Here is a 16,297-nt window from a genome sequence, read left to right on the forward strand (position 1 = left end):
GACTGCCATGACCCAACTGTCACCGACCCTCCAGCTCGCCAGCGACCTGATCAGCCGCGCCTCCGTGACCCCCGAGGACGCGGGCTGTCAGGAGCTGATGATTGCCCGTCTTGAAGCCATTGGGTTCAAAATCGAGCGCCTGCATTTCGAAGATACCCTGAATTTCTGGGCGCGCCGTGGCGACACGGGCCCCCTGCTCTGCTTTGCCGGCCATACCGATGTGGTACCCACAGGCCCGGTGGAACAGTGGCAGTTCCCGCCGTTTGAGCCGCAGATCAGTGAAGGCATGCTGTGCGGACGCGGTGCGGCAGACATGAAAGGCAGCCTGGCCGCCTTTGTCACCGCACTGGAGCGCTTTGTCCACAACCACCCGGATCACAAGGGCTCCATCGCCCTGCTGATCACCAGCGACGAGGAAGGCCCCTTCATTAACGGCACCACCCGGGTAATCGACCACCTGGAAGCCCGTAATGAAAAAATTACCTGGTGCATCGTTGGCGAACCCTCCAGCACCCACAAGGTCGGCGATGTGATCAAGAATGGCCGTCGCGGCTCCCTCAGCGGCAGCCTGAAAGTTCAGGGCGTGCAGGGCCATGTGGCCTACCCGCACCTGGTGAAAAATCCGATCCACCTGGCAGCCCCTGCACTGGCGGAGCTGGCGGCTGAAGTCTGGGATCAGGGCAATGAATTTTTCCCGCCCACCAGCTTTCAGATTTCCAATATCAACGCCGGCACCGGTGCCACCAACGTGGTCCCCGGGCATATGGACGTGGCCTTCAATTTCCGCTTCTCCACCGAAGTCACCAGCGACGAGCTCAAGGCACGGGTGCGGGATATCCTCGACAAGCACCAGCTTGAGTGGGATATCGACTGGATTCTGTCCGGCAATCCCTTTCTGACCGCCGCCGGCGATCTGGTGGAAGCCTGCCAGCAGGCCATCCAGGCCATCACCGGGCTGGAAACAGAGCTGTCGACATCCGGCGGCACCTCCGATGGCCGCTTTATCGCCCCCACAGGCGCTCAGGTAGTGGAACTGGGCCCCTGTAACGCCACCATCCACAAGCTGAACGAACGTGTCAGCGCCAAGGACCTGGATACGCTGTCGGACCTGTACGAAAACATCCTGGCACGATTGCTGGCCCAATGATGCAACTCGCCTGCCCGCTGTGCCGCCAGCCGCTCGACGAGCAGCCACCTCAGCTGCGCTGCAGCAATGGCCACAGCTACGACCAGGCCCGCCAGGGCTACTGGAACCTGCTGCTGGTCCAGCGCAAGCGCTCGCTGGACCCCGGTGACAATACCGCCATGGTGCAGGCCAGACGCGCCTTTCTGGACCAGGGCCACTATGCGCCGCTGTCCGACCAGATTAACGGCCTGCTGAGCCAGGCCCTTGCCGGGCAGAGCACGGCTGTCGAGCTGCTGGATCTGGGCTGTGGCGAAGGCTACTACAGCGCCCGCATGGAGCAGGCACTGCAATCCGCCGGGATTGATATCGCCCTGACCGGGCTGGATATCTCCAAACATGCGGTACGTGCCGCCTGTCAGCGCAGCCGCACGGCACGCTGGCTGGTGGCATCCGGCGCCGACATGCCGCTGCCGCCAGCCTCGCTGGACGCCATCACGTTGCTGTTCAGCCGCCTGATGCCCGAACCCATGGCAAAGGCGCTCAAGCCCGGCGGCCTGCTGTTTCTGGCCTGGCCCGGCGAGCAACACCTGATTGAGCTGCGCCGGCATATCTATGCCGACATCCGCCCCTCGGACTACGACCCGCTAAGCCAGCTGAGCGAGTATTTCAGTCTGGAGCAGCAACAGGCAGTGCAGTATCGCTTCACCCTGAGCGACAGCGACAGCATCCAGACACTGCTCGGCATGACGCCCCACAGCCAGCGTCTGGCGGCGCAGGCGCGGGCGGATCTGGCAGCACTGGCACAGTTGGAGCTGACGCTGGATGTCAATCTCGCGGTACTCAAGCGCCTGTGACAGCCTCTGCCATAAAACGCTGGCTACTGCGCCGCGCAGACAGGCCGCAACAAAACCTGCTACTTTTACTGCTCGGGTTCGGCCTTTTCGCCCCCGGCATTGGCCTGATTGTAATGGCCGAATTCCTGCTCGCCGCATCCTGGCAACAGGAACTGCTGGCGCTGCTCGGGTTGATCCTCAGTGTTGCGGGCAGCATACTGGCAGCCATTGGCTATATCAGCCTGAGCCTGCTGCGCCTTTACCGATTCCTCAACGACGACCGAAACCATGACTGATCCACGCCACCCCGATATCGAGATCTACGTCAAAAACTGCTCCCTCGAGCAACTGGAAAACTGGATTAAATCCCACAGTTCCGGCCTCGAAAGGCGCTTCAATCAGGGCCTGATCTATGAGTACGGCTGCACCATGGACTCCGCCCCGGTTGAAGTGATGATCCACCAGAAGGTGGTCGGCAAGGCCTGGACCAGCGTCTGGTTCAAGTCCGACCGCACACCCTGGAGCAAAGATCTGGACTGTGCACTGGATGCATTCGCCGCGCTTGAAACCGAGGTTCGCTGCATCGCCGCCGGCTGGAGTAATGGTCAGGATCCCGATGAATGGTGGGAAATAACCACCGGTCAACCCGAGAAAATTCAATGGCGTACCGAGTAGCACCCAGCACCCGAACCCTGCTCTGTGCAGCCCTGCTGACACTGGCGGGCTGCTCCGTCCTGCCCCTGCCTGTCGGCACCCTGCCGGCAGACCCGGTGCGGGCCGAGCAACAGTACCGCGAAGGCCTGAGCTACACCCAGGGCGTTGGCGTCAGTCAGGATTACGCCCGCGGCATGCAGGCTTTCAAGCAGGCTGCACGCCTGGGTTCGGCCGATGCCGCCTATATGGCGGGCATGGGCTACCTGACCGGCAGAGGTGTGGCAGCGGATGATGCCAGCGCCGCCCGCTGGCTCGAAATTGCCAACCGCGGCGGCCACACGCCGGCGACCTTCCAGCTGGGCAAGTTGTATCTCAATGGCAAGGGGGTCGACCAGGACAGAGCCTGGGGCGCCCTGCTACTGGGGCTGGCCGCCGTAAACGGGCATTCCCAGGCCATGCTGGAGCTGGCCGTCTGCTATCGCGCCGGCATTGGTGTGCCGGCGGATGCGGGTCTTGCCTGGTACTGGGCCGACCAGGCCGGGCGCAATGACAGCAACCCGCTGATACAAACCGTTACGGCAAGGCTCTATCGGGACAGCAGCCCGGCCCAGCGCCAAAACGCCAGCTCCCGTGCGACCTCCGCCCAAAAACGCCCCCTGGGCCTGGCCGGTACAACCTACACCCAGTTGCAGCTGAAACAGCAGGGCTATAACCCGGGCCCGGCCGATGGCCTCTGGGGACCCGCCAGCAGCCGGGCGCTGGATGCATTTCGCAATGCCCACTCCCTGCCCGCAGGCGGTGTACCCGACAATGCCGATATGCTGCGCCTGCGCGCCCTTTCCAACTGAGCGGCGGCTTCTGACAACTAACCTGGTCTGACAATAGTGTTCCATAACGAAAAACAGCGCCCGAGGGCGCTGTTTTTACGACTGTTTTTTACAGCCGTTATTTCCGACTGCTGTGTTCCGGTAATCAAGCCGCCTAAGGCTGTACCGCAACCTGCTCTTGTGCGATGCCCAGCAGTGATTGCAGCTCGGCGATAACTTCATCGGGGATATCTTCCACGCTGTCATACTTGTTGGCCGCCGCCGCCAGTGATTCAGCTTCGGTCACCGCCGCCGCTTCAAGCTCGGCCTCAGCAGCCATTTTCTCTGCGTCCAGTGTCGCGATTTCACCTTCAAGCGCCATGGCCTGAGCCTCGACCTCGGCATTCGCGGTATTGATCGCTTCCAGATCAGCGGTCAATTCGCCCAGCGTTACCGTTTTATCAGCTATTTCCTGCTCATCTGCGACGGGATCCAGCGATTCGATCTCCGCGGTCAAAGCCGCAATATCGGCTTCCAGAGCAGCAGTATCGGTTTGCTCCAGCCCATCCAGCTCGGCCTGCAAATCCGCCAGCTGGATATCTAGATCCGCAATTTCTGCGCTCAGCTCGCGCCCCGCCAGTACCGCCTGCTCATACTGCGCGATCAGGCCGACACGGGAGTTGGGGTTGGCATTAAGACGCGCATTGGCCGATGCGTGGGCCGCATTCAGGCTACCCAGGGCACTGGCGATGGCACCATGGTTGTTACCCAGGGACTTGTGCTCATTTTTTGAGCTCCTGTCAGCCTTGTCGGATTTATCCGAGCGGGATGAAGCTTGGCTATTGCCACCGTTATTGCCGCCACTGCTGCCGGAGCTACTGCTGTCGGCGCTGCTACTGTTACCGCCGCCGTTGCCTCCGCCATTGCCTCCGCCATTGCCACCACCGTTACCGCCGCCGTTGCCGCCACCATTACCGCCACCTTCACCATTTTTGGCGAAGGCGCTGGAACCGCTGCCAAGGCCTGTCACCGAATCCAGCATCGGTGGCATAACCAGCAGGGCCGCTGCCAGTGCAACGCCATTGAGGCTCAAAATAGTCTTGTTCATTTTCATTATTATGCTTCTCCTTTTCACTGAGGCCCAGTGAAACAGCTTTTCCGGGCTTAAACCAGTGTCTCAAATCAGCGGCAAAGGCCGCGCAGTGGCCCTTTCGGGCCCCGAGTTACTCCAGCTACAACTGGTGACTACTGCTACGTCCTTGCCAGCCGTGGACCACAGCGAAAAAACATCCACGCCTGCAGCCTGCATTGCACACCAAACTGTAGCCTTAATTAGCAAATATTCAACAAAACGGGCACGACCCTGTGTCCATATTACGACAACTCCAGCCAATACGACGCCTCAACGGCGCCGGAACTGCTGCAAGATCACACCACCAATAATCAGCCCCAATCCGGGATAAACCGATGGATGAATCGACTCGCCCAGCACCTGGGCAATAAATATCAGTGACAGAAACGGCGACAGGAAAATCAGATTACCAATGCGACTGGCATGGGTTGCCGTCTTTAGCGCCGAGAGCCAGAGCATAAAGGTAATGCCCATCTCAAACAGACCCACATAGACCGCCGCTCCCACACCGCTCCAACCTGCCGGCACGCCATCGTTAAACCAGGCGGTGACCAGCACCCAGGGCAGCCCCGTCAGAAAGCACAGCAGCAGGCCCACCACTGGCGCATCGTCGCTGCGCGCGTTATAGATCCAGTACAGCGCCCAGAGCACGGTGCTACCCAGCGCCAGAGACACACCCAGCGGACTGTCGAACTGCAGCGACAGAATATCCCCGCGGGTGGCTATCACCAGCACCCCGACATAGCCCAGCAGCATGGCTAGAAAATCACGTCCATACAGACGCTGCCCCAGCAGTGGCACCGCCAGCAGCGACAGGGTCAGCGCCCATGTATAGTTAAGCGGTTGCGCCTGCTGTGCAGGCAAAAGGTCATACGCCTTGAACAACACCAGGTAGTAGAAGAACGGATTCAGAAACCCCAGGCCCAGATAACGCCAGCGGTTGTTCCGCCAGGCAAGTGCCAGTTCGCTCCAGCGCCGCTGAATACTGACCGCGACGATCAGCACCAGGGTCGACACCATCGAGGCGACCGCCAGCAGCTGCAAAGGCGTGAGGTGCGCCAGCGCCAGTTTAAAGGCCGTGGCCACCGTGGACCACAACAGGACAGCGCCAAGCCCCAATACCAGCGCCCGTCCCTGTGACTTTGTACTCATGCGTGCCTCACTCCCTTGATTCAGACTCTGCGCCAGGGCCGGCAGTCTAAACGGGATCAGCACAGAAGCAAATTCAACAGACGCCGGACAGGGTTCAGGCGGATAACTGCACCCGGGCTCCGGCGATCTGATCCAGCATCAGGCGACCACTGGACATCAGCGCCACCTGCTCAAACTGATCCTGCGCCTGGCGTGCCTGGCCCGGCGTGCGGGCGGCTGTATCCAGATAACTGCACAACATCGCAAACTCGCCGGTCTGGTGCTCGCTGACCGCCTGGTTCAGCTGCCCGGTGAGCTCAGCTGTATAAAAATCATTGGGATCAGGGAAACCTGGCCGCGCCGGCACAGATGCCTCGAGCAGCGGCTGGGCCGGTAACGCAGGGTACTGCAGCTGATTGACCGAAATCAGGCTCAGCAGCAACGAGAACTCGGCGCCATTACCCGCCTGCACCGCCGGCGTAAGACCGCAGGTGTAGGTTTCAATACGGCTCTGAATCGGGTCGGTATACATGAGGCATCAAACGGCTGCTGGTAACCCCTGTATCGGCCACAACACCGAATGCTTTAGCAGCAAGTCACAGTGGCACCAAGCAAAGTAGTCAGCTGGGCCTTCCAGCCAACCGCGCGCTGACGTACAAAGTGAGACTTCTAATTCCGAAATAGAAAAATTTGGTTTACCGGGAATAAACCAGCGCCTGGTGACGCCCTAAGACAGAACGCGTTACAGATATATGGCCAGGCTCAGGAAAGCACATGGATCACGCCCGCCAAAAACAGCAGTTTCAGTCCCTGACGCGCCCCTGGCGCGATCGGCTGTTCAGCGTCGCCCGTCGCCAGACCCGCAGCCTGGAGATCGCCGAAGACTGGACCCAGGAAACCCTGCTGCGCGCCTGGCGCGACTTCGAGCAGCTCACAGATAGCATGGCGCTCTACGCCTGGCTGCTGCGCATTCTCAACCGCGTCATCACCGATGACAGCCGACGCGAGGCGCGCCGGCATCGCCTGGCCCCCATGCTGATGATCACCGGCGACGACTTTCTGCACGATCATCCCTGCGCAGCCCCTGGGCCCTTCGAACAGATTATGCAGAGTCGCAGCGATGAGCAGGTGATCGCCGCGATCCAGGCACTGCCGGAAAATTTCCGCCAGGTGATCATGCTCAGAGATATAGAAGGATTGAGCTATCAGGATCTGAGTCTGGCACTGGACCTGCCAAGCGGTACTGTAATGAGCCGATTGTCCCGAGGCCGGCGCCTGCTTGCCGGCCTGCTGATAAAGACTGGCGCCGCCGAGGCACCAACTACAAGCGCCACTGGAAGCCGGGAGTGTAGCGATGAAAAAGCCTGACGGTTGCCACGATAACATGAGCGCACATCTGTCCGAGCTGCATCTGCAGCTGCAGGACTGGCTGTCAGGCTACGTCGATGGTGAACTCGATGCCCAGCAAACACTCATGTTCGAGGCACACCTGGCGGGCTGTGGCGAGTGCCGCGCCGAGATAGCGCGCCAGCAGACCCTGAGCCGCCGCTTGCAACAGCTATCCGTCAACCGCATGTCACCCGGATTACACCAGCGGCTCGACAAGATGCTTGATGAAGCTCCAGACTCCGCTGTACAAAATGCTGCCGCACGCCCCTGGCTGCGCAGGCTCGCCTGGGCAAGACACCTGCGCCGACCCGCAGCGCTGGGAGGCTTTATAGGCGCCGCTGGCTGGGCGGTGGCCTTGCTGCTTATGGTGGTGCAGCTGTTGCCCCCCAACATGACATCAGGCCAGATTCCCATGATGAGTGACGTACTGCAGGAGTACCAGAACCTGTCCCGTACCGAACTGGCACGCAAGGAAACGCCCCCTGCCAGCACAGAGCTGCCGGCCCGACTCGCCGGCTGCAAACTGGTCGCCCGCTGGCAAACCCGCGTCGGTGGCGAGCCCGCCGAAGCCTTCGCCCTGCAGCGGGGTAACCATCTGATTATCGAGTACCGCATCACCGAAAACGTCTTCTACCGCAACCCGGATGTACGCCAGGCAATTACGGACTACGGCGATTTCCGCATCCGCGAGCAGCAACTGGAGGTACTGGCATTGCCGCTCAAGGGGGCCGGCCTGCTGGTCGTCGGACCCGCCGGCGCCATGCCGCACCGGCGCGAGTTTATCCTCTAGAGCTGCTCCCGGCTGCTAACCTGCTAATCGAATACAACGCTTGATACGGACATCCGCCGTGATATCTGTTTTGACAGTAAGACCAACAACAAAGGAATATGCCATGTCGACATTCAAGAAAAACGCCAACAGCGCTGCAGCGGCCGTCAGCCTGAGCCGCCGTAACCTGCTGGTCGGCAGCACCGGCGCCATCGCCTCGGTGGGCCTGATGGGCCTTGCTCCGCTGTCCATCGCCGCTGAAGAACCCAAATCCGCGCTGCCGGATTACGCCAGCTGGAAAGACGAAAACGCCGTTATTGTGCACAGCGCAAACACCCTGGAAACCCGCCGCGACGCCATTGGCAGCGGCGTGGTAACACCCAGCAATCATCTTTATGTGCGCAACAACCTGCCCGCGCCTGGCAACGAGATCGTAGCCGACCCTGATGCCTGGGAACTGCGTATCGAAGGAGTTAACACCCCGGCCACCCTGACGCTTGCCGAACTGAAAAAAATCGGCATCGAGTCCGTGACTGCAGTACTGCAGTGTTCCGGCAACGGTCGGCAGTTCTTCACCCACGGCCCGGGCGGCACCCAGTGGGGTGTAGGCGCGGCTGGCTGCGTGGTCTGGACCGGCGTACCGCTGCGTGATGTCGTGGCGAAACTCGGCGGCGTCAAGGATGGCATGGAATACATCACCGGTACCGGCGGCGAAACCCTGCCCGCAGGCCTTGATCCCAAGACCATCATGGTTGAGCGCTCCATTCCGACCCGTGCACTGGACCAGGCCATTCTGGCCTGGGAACTCAACGACGAAGCTCTGCCCCTAACCCACGGCGGCCCGCTGCGCCTGGTGATACCGGGTTACTACGGCGTCAATAACGTCAAATACGTCAAGCAGGTCGCCTTTACCGAGAGCCAGACAGACGCCAAGATTCAGGCATCGGGTTACCGTATCCGCGATGTTGGTGTAAAAGGCGCACCGGATCAGCCGTCCATGTGGGAAATGCCGGTTAAATCCTGGGTGACCACACCGCTGGAAAAAGCAGGCAGCGGCCGCAACATGATCCACGGCGTAGCCTTTGGCGGCAACAACCCGCTCGACAAGGTTGAAGTATCCATTGATGGTGGCAGCAACTGGCTCGAAGCACGCCTGCTCGGGCCGGACATGGGCCGCTTCGCATGGCGCCCCTTCGTGCTTGCCATTGACCTGGCGCCGGGTGAATACCGCATCGTCAGCCGCGCCAGTGATTCTGAGGGCAACGCCCAGCCACAGGAGCGGACCGAGAACGAGCGTGGCTACGGCAATGCCAGCTGGAGCGATCATGGCCTAAGCCTGACCGTCAGCTGAAAACCACAGCCGCAGAGCTCCCCTGGAGCACTGCGGCCCCTTCAAACAGCAACACGAGTACCCCAAGCATGCGCATGATATTCACCCTCGCGGCCTGTGCAGGCCTGATGTCCGGCCCCATCCTGGCGGATGAGCTGTTCAACCAGGGCAAGGACGTCTTTCAGCAGCTGGCGCAGCCATCCTGCAGCATTTGCCACACCCTGAATGATGCCGGCTCCAGCGGCGAGATCGGCCCCAAACTGGACGACCTGAAACCCACAGCAGAGCAGGTCGCCAATGCAGTGACCGGGGGCGTGGGCATCATGCCTGCGTTTGAAGAGACGCTGTCGGCCGAACAAATCAAGGCCGTCGCGCACTACGTTTCCACCGCCAGCCGCCAGTAGCCGCTGTAATCTGCTACACCGGCGGCCAGGCTCCGTTTTTCAGGCTTGGCAGCCGGAGCCTCCTGCTGGCTACGTCAGTCAAGACAGTCTCTTTTCGACTCGCATCAGGCTACAATTCGTGACTCATCCGCCACCTTGCACCTGAGGATCAGTCGTGAAAATACCAGGAACGCCAGCATGAGCCGATGGCGCCCCGCCCAGCCCCGCAGCGCCTCGTACATCACCGCCGAAGGCTACCAGAAGCTCAACGAAGAGCTGAAATACCTGTGGCGCGTCAAGCGACCGGCCATTACCGAATCGGTACGCGAAGCCGCCGCCCAGGGCGACCGCTCCGAGAACGCCGAATATATCTACGGCAAGAAGCAGCTGCGCGAAATTGACCGCCGCGTGCGTTATCTGTCCAAGCGCCTGGATGACATGACCGTGGTCGACCGCATTCCTGAGGACCAGAACTGCATTTTCTTCGGTGCCTGGGTGACCCTGGCCGATGAAGACGACCAGCCCCATCGCTATCGTATCGTCGGTGCCGACGAGATTGACGGCGCCCAGGGCTACATCAGCGTTGACTCGCCGCTGGCGCGCCTGCTGCTGAAAAAATCTGTCGGTGACGAAGTATCACTGCAGAAACCGGACGGCAGTGAAGTTTGGTACGAAGTGATTAAAGTGGAATACCAGGCCTACGAAACCGGCCTCTGAGGCCGTCCCTGGCAAGAGGCACTTGCTAGTGCGCAGTCGACAGATAGCGACCACAGCCAAGATATTCCTGCCCATCAAGCTGCAGTCGCACCCGGGCCTCGAATGCCGCACCGCTCATGCTATCCCGGCAGACCCTGGGCTCGATATCCAGCTGCACCTCATGCGCCTTTGTCGTAACCGAATAGCGCACTATGCCGCCCTCAAAGCGTGGCGCCGGCGCCGGCAGATAAAGACTGCGCTCGCCGTAATCAGTCACCAGGCGAATATCCCTGCCCTCGTCCACTTCCAGCAACCAGCCGGGCTCATTGCCCAGCGCCCGAAAATCGACCCCGCGATAAGCCGCATCCGCCCAGGGCGCCTTGGCCGCATTGCTGCGACACTCCTCATACCGCTGCCCATCAATTTCCAGCAACGCCGTTTCGCCCCGGGTCCAGAACAGCCGCCCCTCGCCCTCATAACGCACACCGGAGGCACTGGCTACCTGCTCAAGTACGCTTTCCAACCCTTGAGCCAGTAATGTCAGCTTGCCAGGCTCGGTATGCACGACAGCATCAAGCTCGCCACACTCATAGACATAGGTTCGCGCCGCCTCAACCCTAGCCTCAACCGGCGCTTGCTCTGCCGCCCCTCGCGCCGCCGACTGCAACACCAGCGTCAGCCCTTGCCTGGGCTGATTGCTGCCCAGAATGCCGTGAAAGCCGGTGGTGACCCAGAGCAGACGCCCATCCGCAGCACGGATCTCCGCCCGCAGCGCGTAGCGATGTCGGGGCTCAATGACCGCAGGATCATAACTCAGCCGGAACGGGATAGGCACGGTCATGGCGGACTCGATGCTTTGCTCGGCCAACAACACCGCCGCCGTATCGGCCTTGCTCACATCCTCCAGCCAGACCCGAGCCCGACTGCCCGGCGGCAACGCCATGCGCTCACGATAGGTCACTTCACCACTGATCTGCGACGCACTCCCATCTTTAATCCACTGACCACAGCCCTGCAGCAGCCAGGTGAACAGCAGTAACCCCAAAACACGCACAAAGCTTCCCCTTCGCAAGGTCATCTCCTTAACCCATGATCCACTGATTTGATAAAGTCTGACCCGTGCCAGACGGCCAGGTTCCAGCCCAGACAAGCAGCAGTAAGCAAAAAATAAAAAACGGACACAACGCAGAAAAGACTCAATTAAGAGTCGTCACTACAAAGCATCAAGACAGGATAATACAGAATCTGCGAACCTTCCCTCAGAAAGAGGAAAAGTGGTGGGTCGTATAGGGCTCGAACCTATGACCAATTGATTAAGAGTCAACTGCTCTACCAACTGAGCTAACGACCCATAAAGGGCAAAACTGGTGGGTCGTATAGGATTCGAACCTATGACCAATTGGTTAAAAGCCAACTGCTCTACCAACTGAGCTAACGACCCAAAAGCGGTAAAACTATAACACGATAAAACTGGTGGGTCGTATAGGATTCGAACCTATGACCAATTGGTTAAAAGCCAACTGCTCTACCAACTGAGCTAACGACCCACTTATGGCTCCCCGAGCTGGACTCGAACCAGCGACCAATAGATTAACAGTCTACTGCTCTACCAACTGAGCTATCAGGGAACGACAGCAATACTCCTTCAATGGCGGAGGGACTGGGATTCGAACCCAGGGAGCCTCTCGACTCGCCGGTTTTCAAGACCGGTGCTTTCGGCCACTCAGCCATCCCTCCGAAGGAGTGGCGCGTATATTACCCGAATGAATTTCACTGTCAACAGCCTAAGAGGCTGTTTCTTATAAATATTTAGCTTTTCTTAAAATTAGGCGAAATTGCCGGCCACGCCGGCATGTATTCAAGTGCCCAGCGCCTGCTCCCAGACTCAGGTCTGAGATTGCAGGTAGTTCTGCAGCCCCAGCAATCCGATCAGCCGCAACTGCTGCTCAAGCCAGTAGGCATGATCTTCTTCGGTATCTGCCAGCAACTTTTCAAGAATCTCCCGGGTCTGGTAGTCCCGTTTCTGCTCACAGAGTGCAATCGCATCCTTGAGCAACTGACCGACTTCGTATTCTACCTTGAGGTCGTTTTCCAGCATCTCGGGAACATCCTTGCCGACGCGCAGCCCATCGCGCGTGGACATGTCCGGCCTCCCCTCCAGGAACAGGATCCGCTCGATCAGCGCGGCCGCATGCCCCTTCTCATCATCGAACTCATGATCTATGCGCTCGTAGAGCTTGTTAAAGCCCCAGTCCTGATACATGCGCGAATGAATAAAATACTGATCCATCGCCGTCAGCTCACTGGCCAGCAAACGGTTGAGACTCTCAATGACCTTGACGTCACCTTTCATGCGCGGGATATCCTTACATCATGGATTGCAGATAATTCTGGATGCCGGTCTGGCTGACAAGCGTTTGCTGGGTTTCGATCCAGTCGAGGTGGTCTTCTTCCTGTCCGAGGATATCTTCCAGCAACTCCCGGCTGACATAGTCGGCCTGTTGCTCGCAGCAAGCGATGGCCTGGCGCAGCAGTTCCAGCTGTTCGGACTCCAGCGCCATATCGCATTGCAGGATTTCTTCGACATTTTCCCCGATGCGCAGGGAAGCCAGCTTCTGCAGGTTGGGCAGTCCCTCAAGGAAAAGCACCCGCTCGATCAGCTTGTCGGCCTGTTTCATATCCAGGATCGATTTGCGGTAGAGAACATCGTTCAGCGCCCCGAATCCCCAGTTTTTGCAGATCCTGGCGTGAAGGAAGTACTGATTGATGGATGTCAGCTCCGTCGTCAGAACCTGATTGAGATAGTTGATAACCTTTTTGTCGCCGTTCATGGCAATCTCCAGCTGTGCCGCTTCGTACGGCCACGTAGCCTAACAGGCCCTCCTTGCGGCCGTCACTATTTCTCGTACAAGCCACGAAAAGCGTCGCTTTTGCGGTATTCACCCGGCGTCATGCCGGTCCACTTCTTGAAAGAACGAAAAAAGGCCGACGGCTCGTCAAACCCCATCAGCGCCGCCACATCGTTGATGGCCAGCTGCGGCGAGTTCATGTAGTTCATGGCAGCGGCCTTGCGACAATCATCCTTTATCTTCTGATAGGACGTGCCTTCGTCAAGCAGACGCCGGCGCAGGGTCGACACCGACATGTTCACTGCCTTGGCGACTTCCTCCGACCCCGGCAGCTCGCGGCTGAAATCCTTGCCTATCATGGCCACCACTTGCGCTTTGAGACTCTGGTCATCATCCACCATGACAATCAGCTGATAGGGCGCCGTTTTCAGAAAGCCCCGCAGGGTTTCCTCCGTCTGCACCACCGGGTAATCCAGAAAGCGCTGTGGAAAAATAATGGCGTTCTCATGCTGACTGAACTTCACCTCCGACTGAAACAGGGTGCGGTAGTGATCCACGCCCTCTGGCTCGTCAAACATGAAGTAGGCGGCTTTCAGCTCCAGCCGGTTGCCGATCAGCCAACTGATAAAGTGGTGCCACATCGACAGCGAGGTACGCACTTTCTCCGCCGGCTGCTCCTGCAGCAGGCCATTGAAACTTTCCAGGTCGACATGATCAACCGGCGACAGCGACAACTTGGCATAGCGCCCCTTGCGCACCAGCACCGGCTTGGCCAGGGTGCCACGGCAAATATCCAGAAAGTCGCCACAGCGCCAGATGGCACGCTCCAGCGACCGACAGTGAATGATGCAATGACACATCAGACGAAAGGTGCCATTGGGTACCTTGCCGGAGCTGAGCATGCCAAAGAACTCATCCTGGGCACTCCACATGAAGTGCTGATACAGAGCACCGAATTTGACGGCTGAAAGCCCCCCGTCCTGCTCTACTTCCTCCGCACCAATGCCAACCTGCTGCAGCAATCCCGCCACATCCAGCCCCTGGGCCCGCGCCTGCGCCAAAAGATGACGGGCGTAGCCGGCGGGAACGGTGACCTTGCGATCCATAAATACACCTCTAAAATGCAACTTATTTATTAATTACAGTCGCATGCAGCCGGCACAGGCCCCGAAGGAGCGAGAGGCCGCGTTCATTTGTCAGTTAATCTGATGTTTAATGTCATTGTTCAACGACACCAAATTCGTCAAAACTAAGTACTCTATTCAACAGCTACAGTTTAGCTGCCAGGTTATAAGTAACCGTTTTTATAGAAAGAACAGAAACTGTGGCTTTGACAAGCACTGTTACCGAACAACAATAAGAAGCCAAGGTGAACGAAATGGCAATAAATAATGGGGTTAGTACAGTGGTGAATTTGAAAGCCCCGGCATTCATGCTCCACCCCCTCGTCTGTGCCCTACTGCTGGCCGGCGCTGCGGCACCGGCCGCTGCGGTTGAATTTCAGCTTGGTGAAATTGAAGGCCGCATTGATTCGCAGATTTCGGTAGGTGCCAGCTGGCGTCTGAATGATGCCAAGCAGAGCCTGATCTCCGAGCCCAACGGTGGTACCAGCAAAGGCTCCGGCAGCTACGATGATGGCAATCAAAACTTCCAGCAGGGCGAAACCTTCTCCAGGATCGTCAAGGGCATACACGATCTGGAGCTGCGCTACGGTGATATGGGTTTCTTTGCCAGGGGCAAGTACTGGTTCGATGCGGAGCTGGAAAACGGCAGCCGAGACCACGGCCACGCCCCCAACGGCTATGCACCGGGTGCCGGGCTAAACGACTCCAACTTCAATGACTTCGCCAAGTTTTCCGGCATCGAGCTGCTCGACGCCTACTGGTACGGTGAGTATGACATCGACGGCAAGCCCGTCGACCTGAGGCTCGGCCGTCAGGTCGTCAACTGGGGCGAAAGCAGTTTCATCCAGGGCGGCATCAATGTCATCAACCCCTTCGACGTTAGCGCCTTCCGCCGGGCCGGTGCCGAAGTGAAGGAAGGCCTGCTGCCGGTCAATATGGCGTTCGGCTCCATCGGCCTGACCGACAATCTCAGCCTTGAAGGCTTCTATCAGTTCAAGTGGGAAGCCACCTCTATTGATGGCTGCGGCACCTACTTCTCCACCAACGACTTTGGTGCCGAAGGTTGCGATGGTATCCGGATCAACAGCGGCGCGCTGAATTTCCTCGATGACGAAGCCTACTTCAATTCCGCTCTGCCGCTGGTGGTAAAACGCAATGCCGACGGCCACCGTGACGCCGACGATGACGGTCAGTTCGGTTTTGCCCTGCGTTACTTCGCCGAGGAGCTCAACAGCACCGAATTTGGTCTCTACGCAGCCCAGTACCACAGCCGTCTGCCGATCAGCAGCGGCGTGAAGAAATTCAATCCCGCACTCACCGGCTTCGGCCTGCCAGCAACCCTGGCCTCAGAGTATTTCGTCGAGTACCCGGAAGATATTCGCCTGCTGGGCCTGAGCTTCAATACCAGTCTGGGCGACCTGGCCTGGTCCGGCGAAATCAGCCACAAACGCGATCTGCCGATCCAGATCAACGGCCCGCTGCTGGTTGCCGGCATACTCACCAACGGTGGCACCGGCAACAGCGGCATCGACCAGCACACCGGCGCCTCGGTGCCCTTTGGCTCGGAAATCGACGGTTACACAGCATTTGATGTGACCCAGGTGCAAACAACCTTCGTAAAGCTGTATGACCGTGTACTGGGAGCCAGCCGCCTTACCCTGGTGGGCGAACTGGCCTGGACGCACATTCATAACTTTGACGAAAGCGCCGACGCCCTCAAGTATGGCCGCAACGGTGCCTTTGGCTATACGCCGGGCGACAACGACGGCTTTGTAACGGCCGACTCCTTTGGCTATGTGGCCCGGGGCTCGCTGGAATACCCCAACGCCTTCGCCGGTATCAGCCTGACACCCGAAGTCAGCTTCAAACACGGCGTAAAAGGCTACGGGCCTCAGCCTGGCGCCGCATTCAGTGAGGACCAGAAAGCACTCAGCCTGAGCCTCACCGGCGAATACCTGAATCAGTACTCGGTACAGCTTGCCTACACCAACTTCTTTGGCGGCGACTACAACGAACTGGAAGACCGGGATTTTGTATCGCTCAGTGCCTCGGTGGCGTTCTGAATCCTGACTGCA

The 16,297-nt window shown here is 59.1% G+C and carries 18 protein-coding genes and 5 tRNA genes; 10 read left to right on the forward strand and 13 right to left on the reverse strand.

The features are described from left to right. Positions 1-7: 7 nt before the first annotated feature. Both dapE and A8C75_RS18425 read left to right on the forward strand, forming a co-directional pair. Positions 8-1,147 (forward strand): succinyl-diaminopimelate desuccinylase, encoded by a 1,140-nt coding sequence (gene dapE / locus A8C75_RS18420; protein WP_067385703.1) that lies wholly within the window; start codon positions 8-10, stop codon positions 1,145-1,147. Further along, positions 1,144-1,980 carry a putative RNA methyltransferase gene (locus A8C75_RS18425; protein ID WP_067385705.1) on the forward strand — a complete coding sequence of 279 codons (837 nt, stop codon included), beginning with the start codon at positions 1,144-1,146 and terminating at the stop codon, positions 1,978-1,980. The genes dapE and A8C75_RS18425 overlap by 4 nt, the downstream gene beginning before the upstream one ends. Positions 1,981-2,045: 65 nt before the next feature. Here the strand turns inward: A8C75_RS18425 and A8C75_RS23690 are convergent, their stop codons facing one another. Continuing rightward, positions 2,046-2,249, reverse strand: a complete 204-nt coding sequence (locus tag A8C75_RS23690) for a hypothetical protein (protein ID WP_157890327.1) — start codon at positions 2,247-2,249, stop codon at positions 2,046-2,048. Between A8C75_RS23690 and A8C75_RS18435 the strand changes: the two genes are divergently transcribed. Both A8C75_RS18435 and A8C75_RS18440 read left to right on the forward strand, forming a co-directional pair. Then, positions 2,248-2,634 (forward strand): hypothetical protein, encoded by a 387-nt coding sequence (locus A8C75_RS18435; protein WP_067385710.1) that lies wholly within the window; start codon positions 2,248-2,250, stop codon positions 2,632-2,634. The genes A8C75_RS23690 and A8C75_RS18435 overlap by 2 nt on opposite strands. Further along, positions 2,619-3,461: an SEL1-like repeat protein gene (locus A8C75_RS18440; protein ID WP_067385712.1), complete on the forward strand. Its 843-nt coding sequence runs from the start codon at positions 2,619-2,621 to the stop codon at positions 3,459-3,461. Before A8C75_RS18435 ends, A8C75_RS18440 begins: the two co-directional genes overlap by 16 nt. Positions 3,462-3,594: 133 nt before the next feature. Here A8C75_RS18440 and A8C75_RS23830 read toward each other — a convergent pair whose 3' ends face one another. The 3 genes from A8C75_RS23830 to A8C75_RS18455 all read right to left on the reverse strand — a co-directional run bounded on the left by A8C75_RS23830 (position 3,595) and on the right by A8C75_RS18455 (position 6,214). After that, complete coding sequence (locus A8C75_RS23830; protein WP_067385714.1) at positions 3,595-4,533, reverse strand: hypothetical protein; 939 nt, start codon at positions 4,531-4,533, stop codon at positions 3,595-3,597. A 288-nt stretch (positions 4,534-4,821) separates the two neighbouring features. Beyond that, positions 4,822-5,703: a DMT family transporter gene (locus tag A8C75_RS18450; RefSeq protein ID WP_067385715.1), complete on the reverse strand. Its 882-nt coding sequence runs from the start codon at positions 5,701-5,703 to the stop codon at positions 4,822-4,824. Positions 5,704-5,797: 94 nt separating this feature from the next. Continuing rightward, positions 5,798-6,214, reverse strand: a complete 417-nt coding sequence (locus A8C75_RS18455) for a hypothetical protein (RefSeq protein ID WP_067385716.1) — start codon at positions 6,212-6,214, stop codon at positions 5,798-5,800. A 242-nt stretch (positions 6,215-6,456) separates the two neighbouring features. Here A8C75_RS18455 and A8C75_RS18460 point away from each other — a divergent pair, with 242 nt between their 5' ends. From A8C75_RS18460 to greB, 5 genes are all read left to right on the forward strand, one after another. Beyond that, a complete protein-coding gene (locus tag A8C75_RS18460; RefSeq protein WP_067385717.1) occupies positions 6,457-7,050 on the forward strand; it encodes an RNA polymerase sigma factor in 594 nt (197 codons plus the stop codon). After that, positions 7,037-7,861 (forward strand): anti-sigma factor family protein, encoded by an 825-nt coding sequence (locus A8C75_RS18465; protein WP_067385719.1) that lies wholly within the window; start codon positions 7,037-7,039, stop codon positions 7,859-7,861. The genes A8C75_RS18460 and A8C75_RS18465 overlap by 14 nt, the downstream gene beginning before the upstream one ends. 103 nt (positions 7,862-7,964) lie before the next feature. Further along, positions 7,965-9,191: a SorT family sulfite dehydrogenase catalytic subunit gene (gene sorT / locus A8C75_RS18470; protein ID WP_067385722.1), complete on the forward strand. Its 1,227-nt coding sequence runs from the start codon at positions 7,965-7,967 to the stop codon at positions 9,189-9,191. A 68-nt stretch (positions 9,192-9,259) separates the two neighbouring features. Further along, a complete protein-coding gene (gene sorU, locus A8C75_RS18475) occupies positions 9,260-9,574 on the forward strand; it encodes a SorU family sulfite dehydrogenase c-type cytochrome subunit (protein WP_067385724.1) in 315 nt (104 codons plus the stop codon). Positions 9,575-9,751: 177 nt separating this feature from the next. Beyond that, complete coding sequence (gene greB, locus A8C75_RS18480; protein ID WP_067385725.1) at positions 9,752-10,270, forward strand: transcription elongation factor GreB; 519 nt, start codon at positions 9,752-9,754, stop codon at positions 10,268-10,270. A gap of 25 nt (positions 10,271-10,295) precedes the next feature. Here the strand turns inward: greB and A8C75_RS23220 are convergent, their stop codons facing one another. The 9 genes from A8C75_RS23220 to A8C75_RS18525 all read right to left on the reverse strand — a co-directional run bounded on the left by A8C75_RS23220 (position 10,296) and on the right by A8C75_RS18525 (position 14,204). After that, on the reverse strand, positions 10,296-11,321 hold the full coding sequence (locus A8C75_RS23220; protein ID WP_162272106.1) for a YbaY family lipoprotein: 1,026 nt from the start codon (positions 11,319-11,321) through the stop codon (positions 10,296-10,298). Between the two features lie 203 nt (positions 11,322-11,524). Beyond that, a tRNA-Lys gene (locus tag A8C75_RS18490) sits at positions 11,525-11,600 on the reverse strand. 14 nt (positions 11,601-11,614) lie between these two features. Next, positions 11,615-11,690: transfer RNA gene (locus A8C75_RS18495), tRNA-Lys, on the reverse strand. Positions 11,691-11,720: 30 nt separating this feature from the next. Next, a tRNA-Lys gene (locus tag A8C75_RS18500) sits at positions 11,721-11,796 on the reverse strand. A 5-nt stretch (positions 11,797-11,801) separates the two neighbouring features. Beyond that, a tRNA-Asn gene (locus A8C75_RS18505) sits at positions 11,802-11,877 on the reverse strand. A gap of 21 nt (positions 11,878-11,898) precedes the next feature. Further along, positions 11,899-11,986, reverse strand: a tRNA-Ser gene (locus tag A8C75_RS18510). A 148-nt stretch (positions 11,987-12,134) separates the two neighbouring features. Beyond that, entirely contained in the window at positions 12,135-12,602 is a 468-nt protein-coding gene (gene bfr / locus A8C75_RS18515; protein ID WP_067385727.1) for a bacterioferritin, read from the reverse strand. A 13-nt stretch (positions 12,603-12,615) separates the two neighbouring features. Continuing rightward, positions 12,616-13,080: a bacterioferritin gene (gene bfr, locus A8C75_RS18520; protein ID WP_067385729.1), complete on the reverse strand. Its 465-nt coding sequence runs from the start codon at positions 13,078-13,080 to the stop codon at positions 12,616-12,618. Between the two features lie 65 nt (positions 13,081-13,145). Next, entirely contained in the window at positions 13,146-14,204 is a 1,059-nt protein-coding gene (locus A8C75_RS18525) for an AraC family transcriptional regulator (RefSeq protein WP_067385730.1), read from the reverse strand. Positions 14,205-14,476: 272 nt separating this feature from the next. On the opposite strand from A8C75_RS18525, the gene A8C75_RS18530 reads away from it, so the two are divergent. Then, a complete protein-coding gene (locus A8C75_RS18530) occupies positions 14,477-16,285 on the forward strand; it encodes a DUF1302 domain-containing protein (protein WP_084784153.1) in 1,809 nt (602 codons plus the stop codon). Positions 16,286-16,297 lie beyond the last annotated feature (12 nt).

Source organism: Marinobacterium aestuarii, assembly GCF_001651805.1.
Taxonomy (GTDB): Bacteria; Pseudomonadota; Gammaproteobacteria; order Pseudomonadales; family Balneatricaceae; genus Marinobacterium_A; species Marinobacterium_A aestuarii.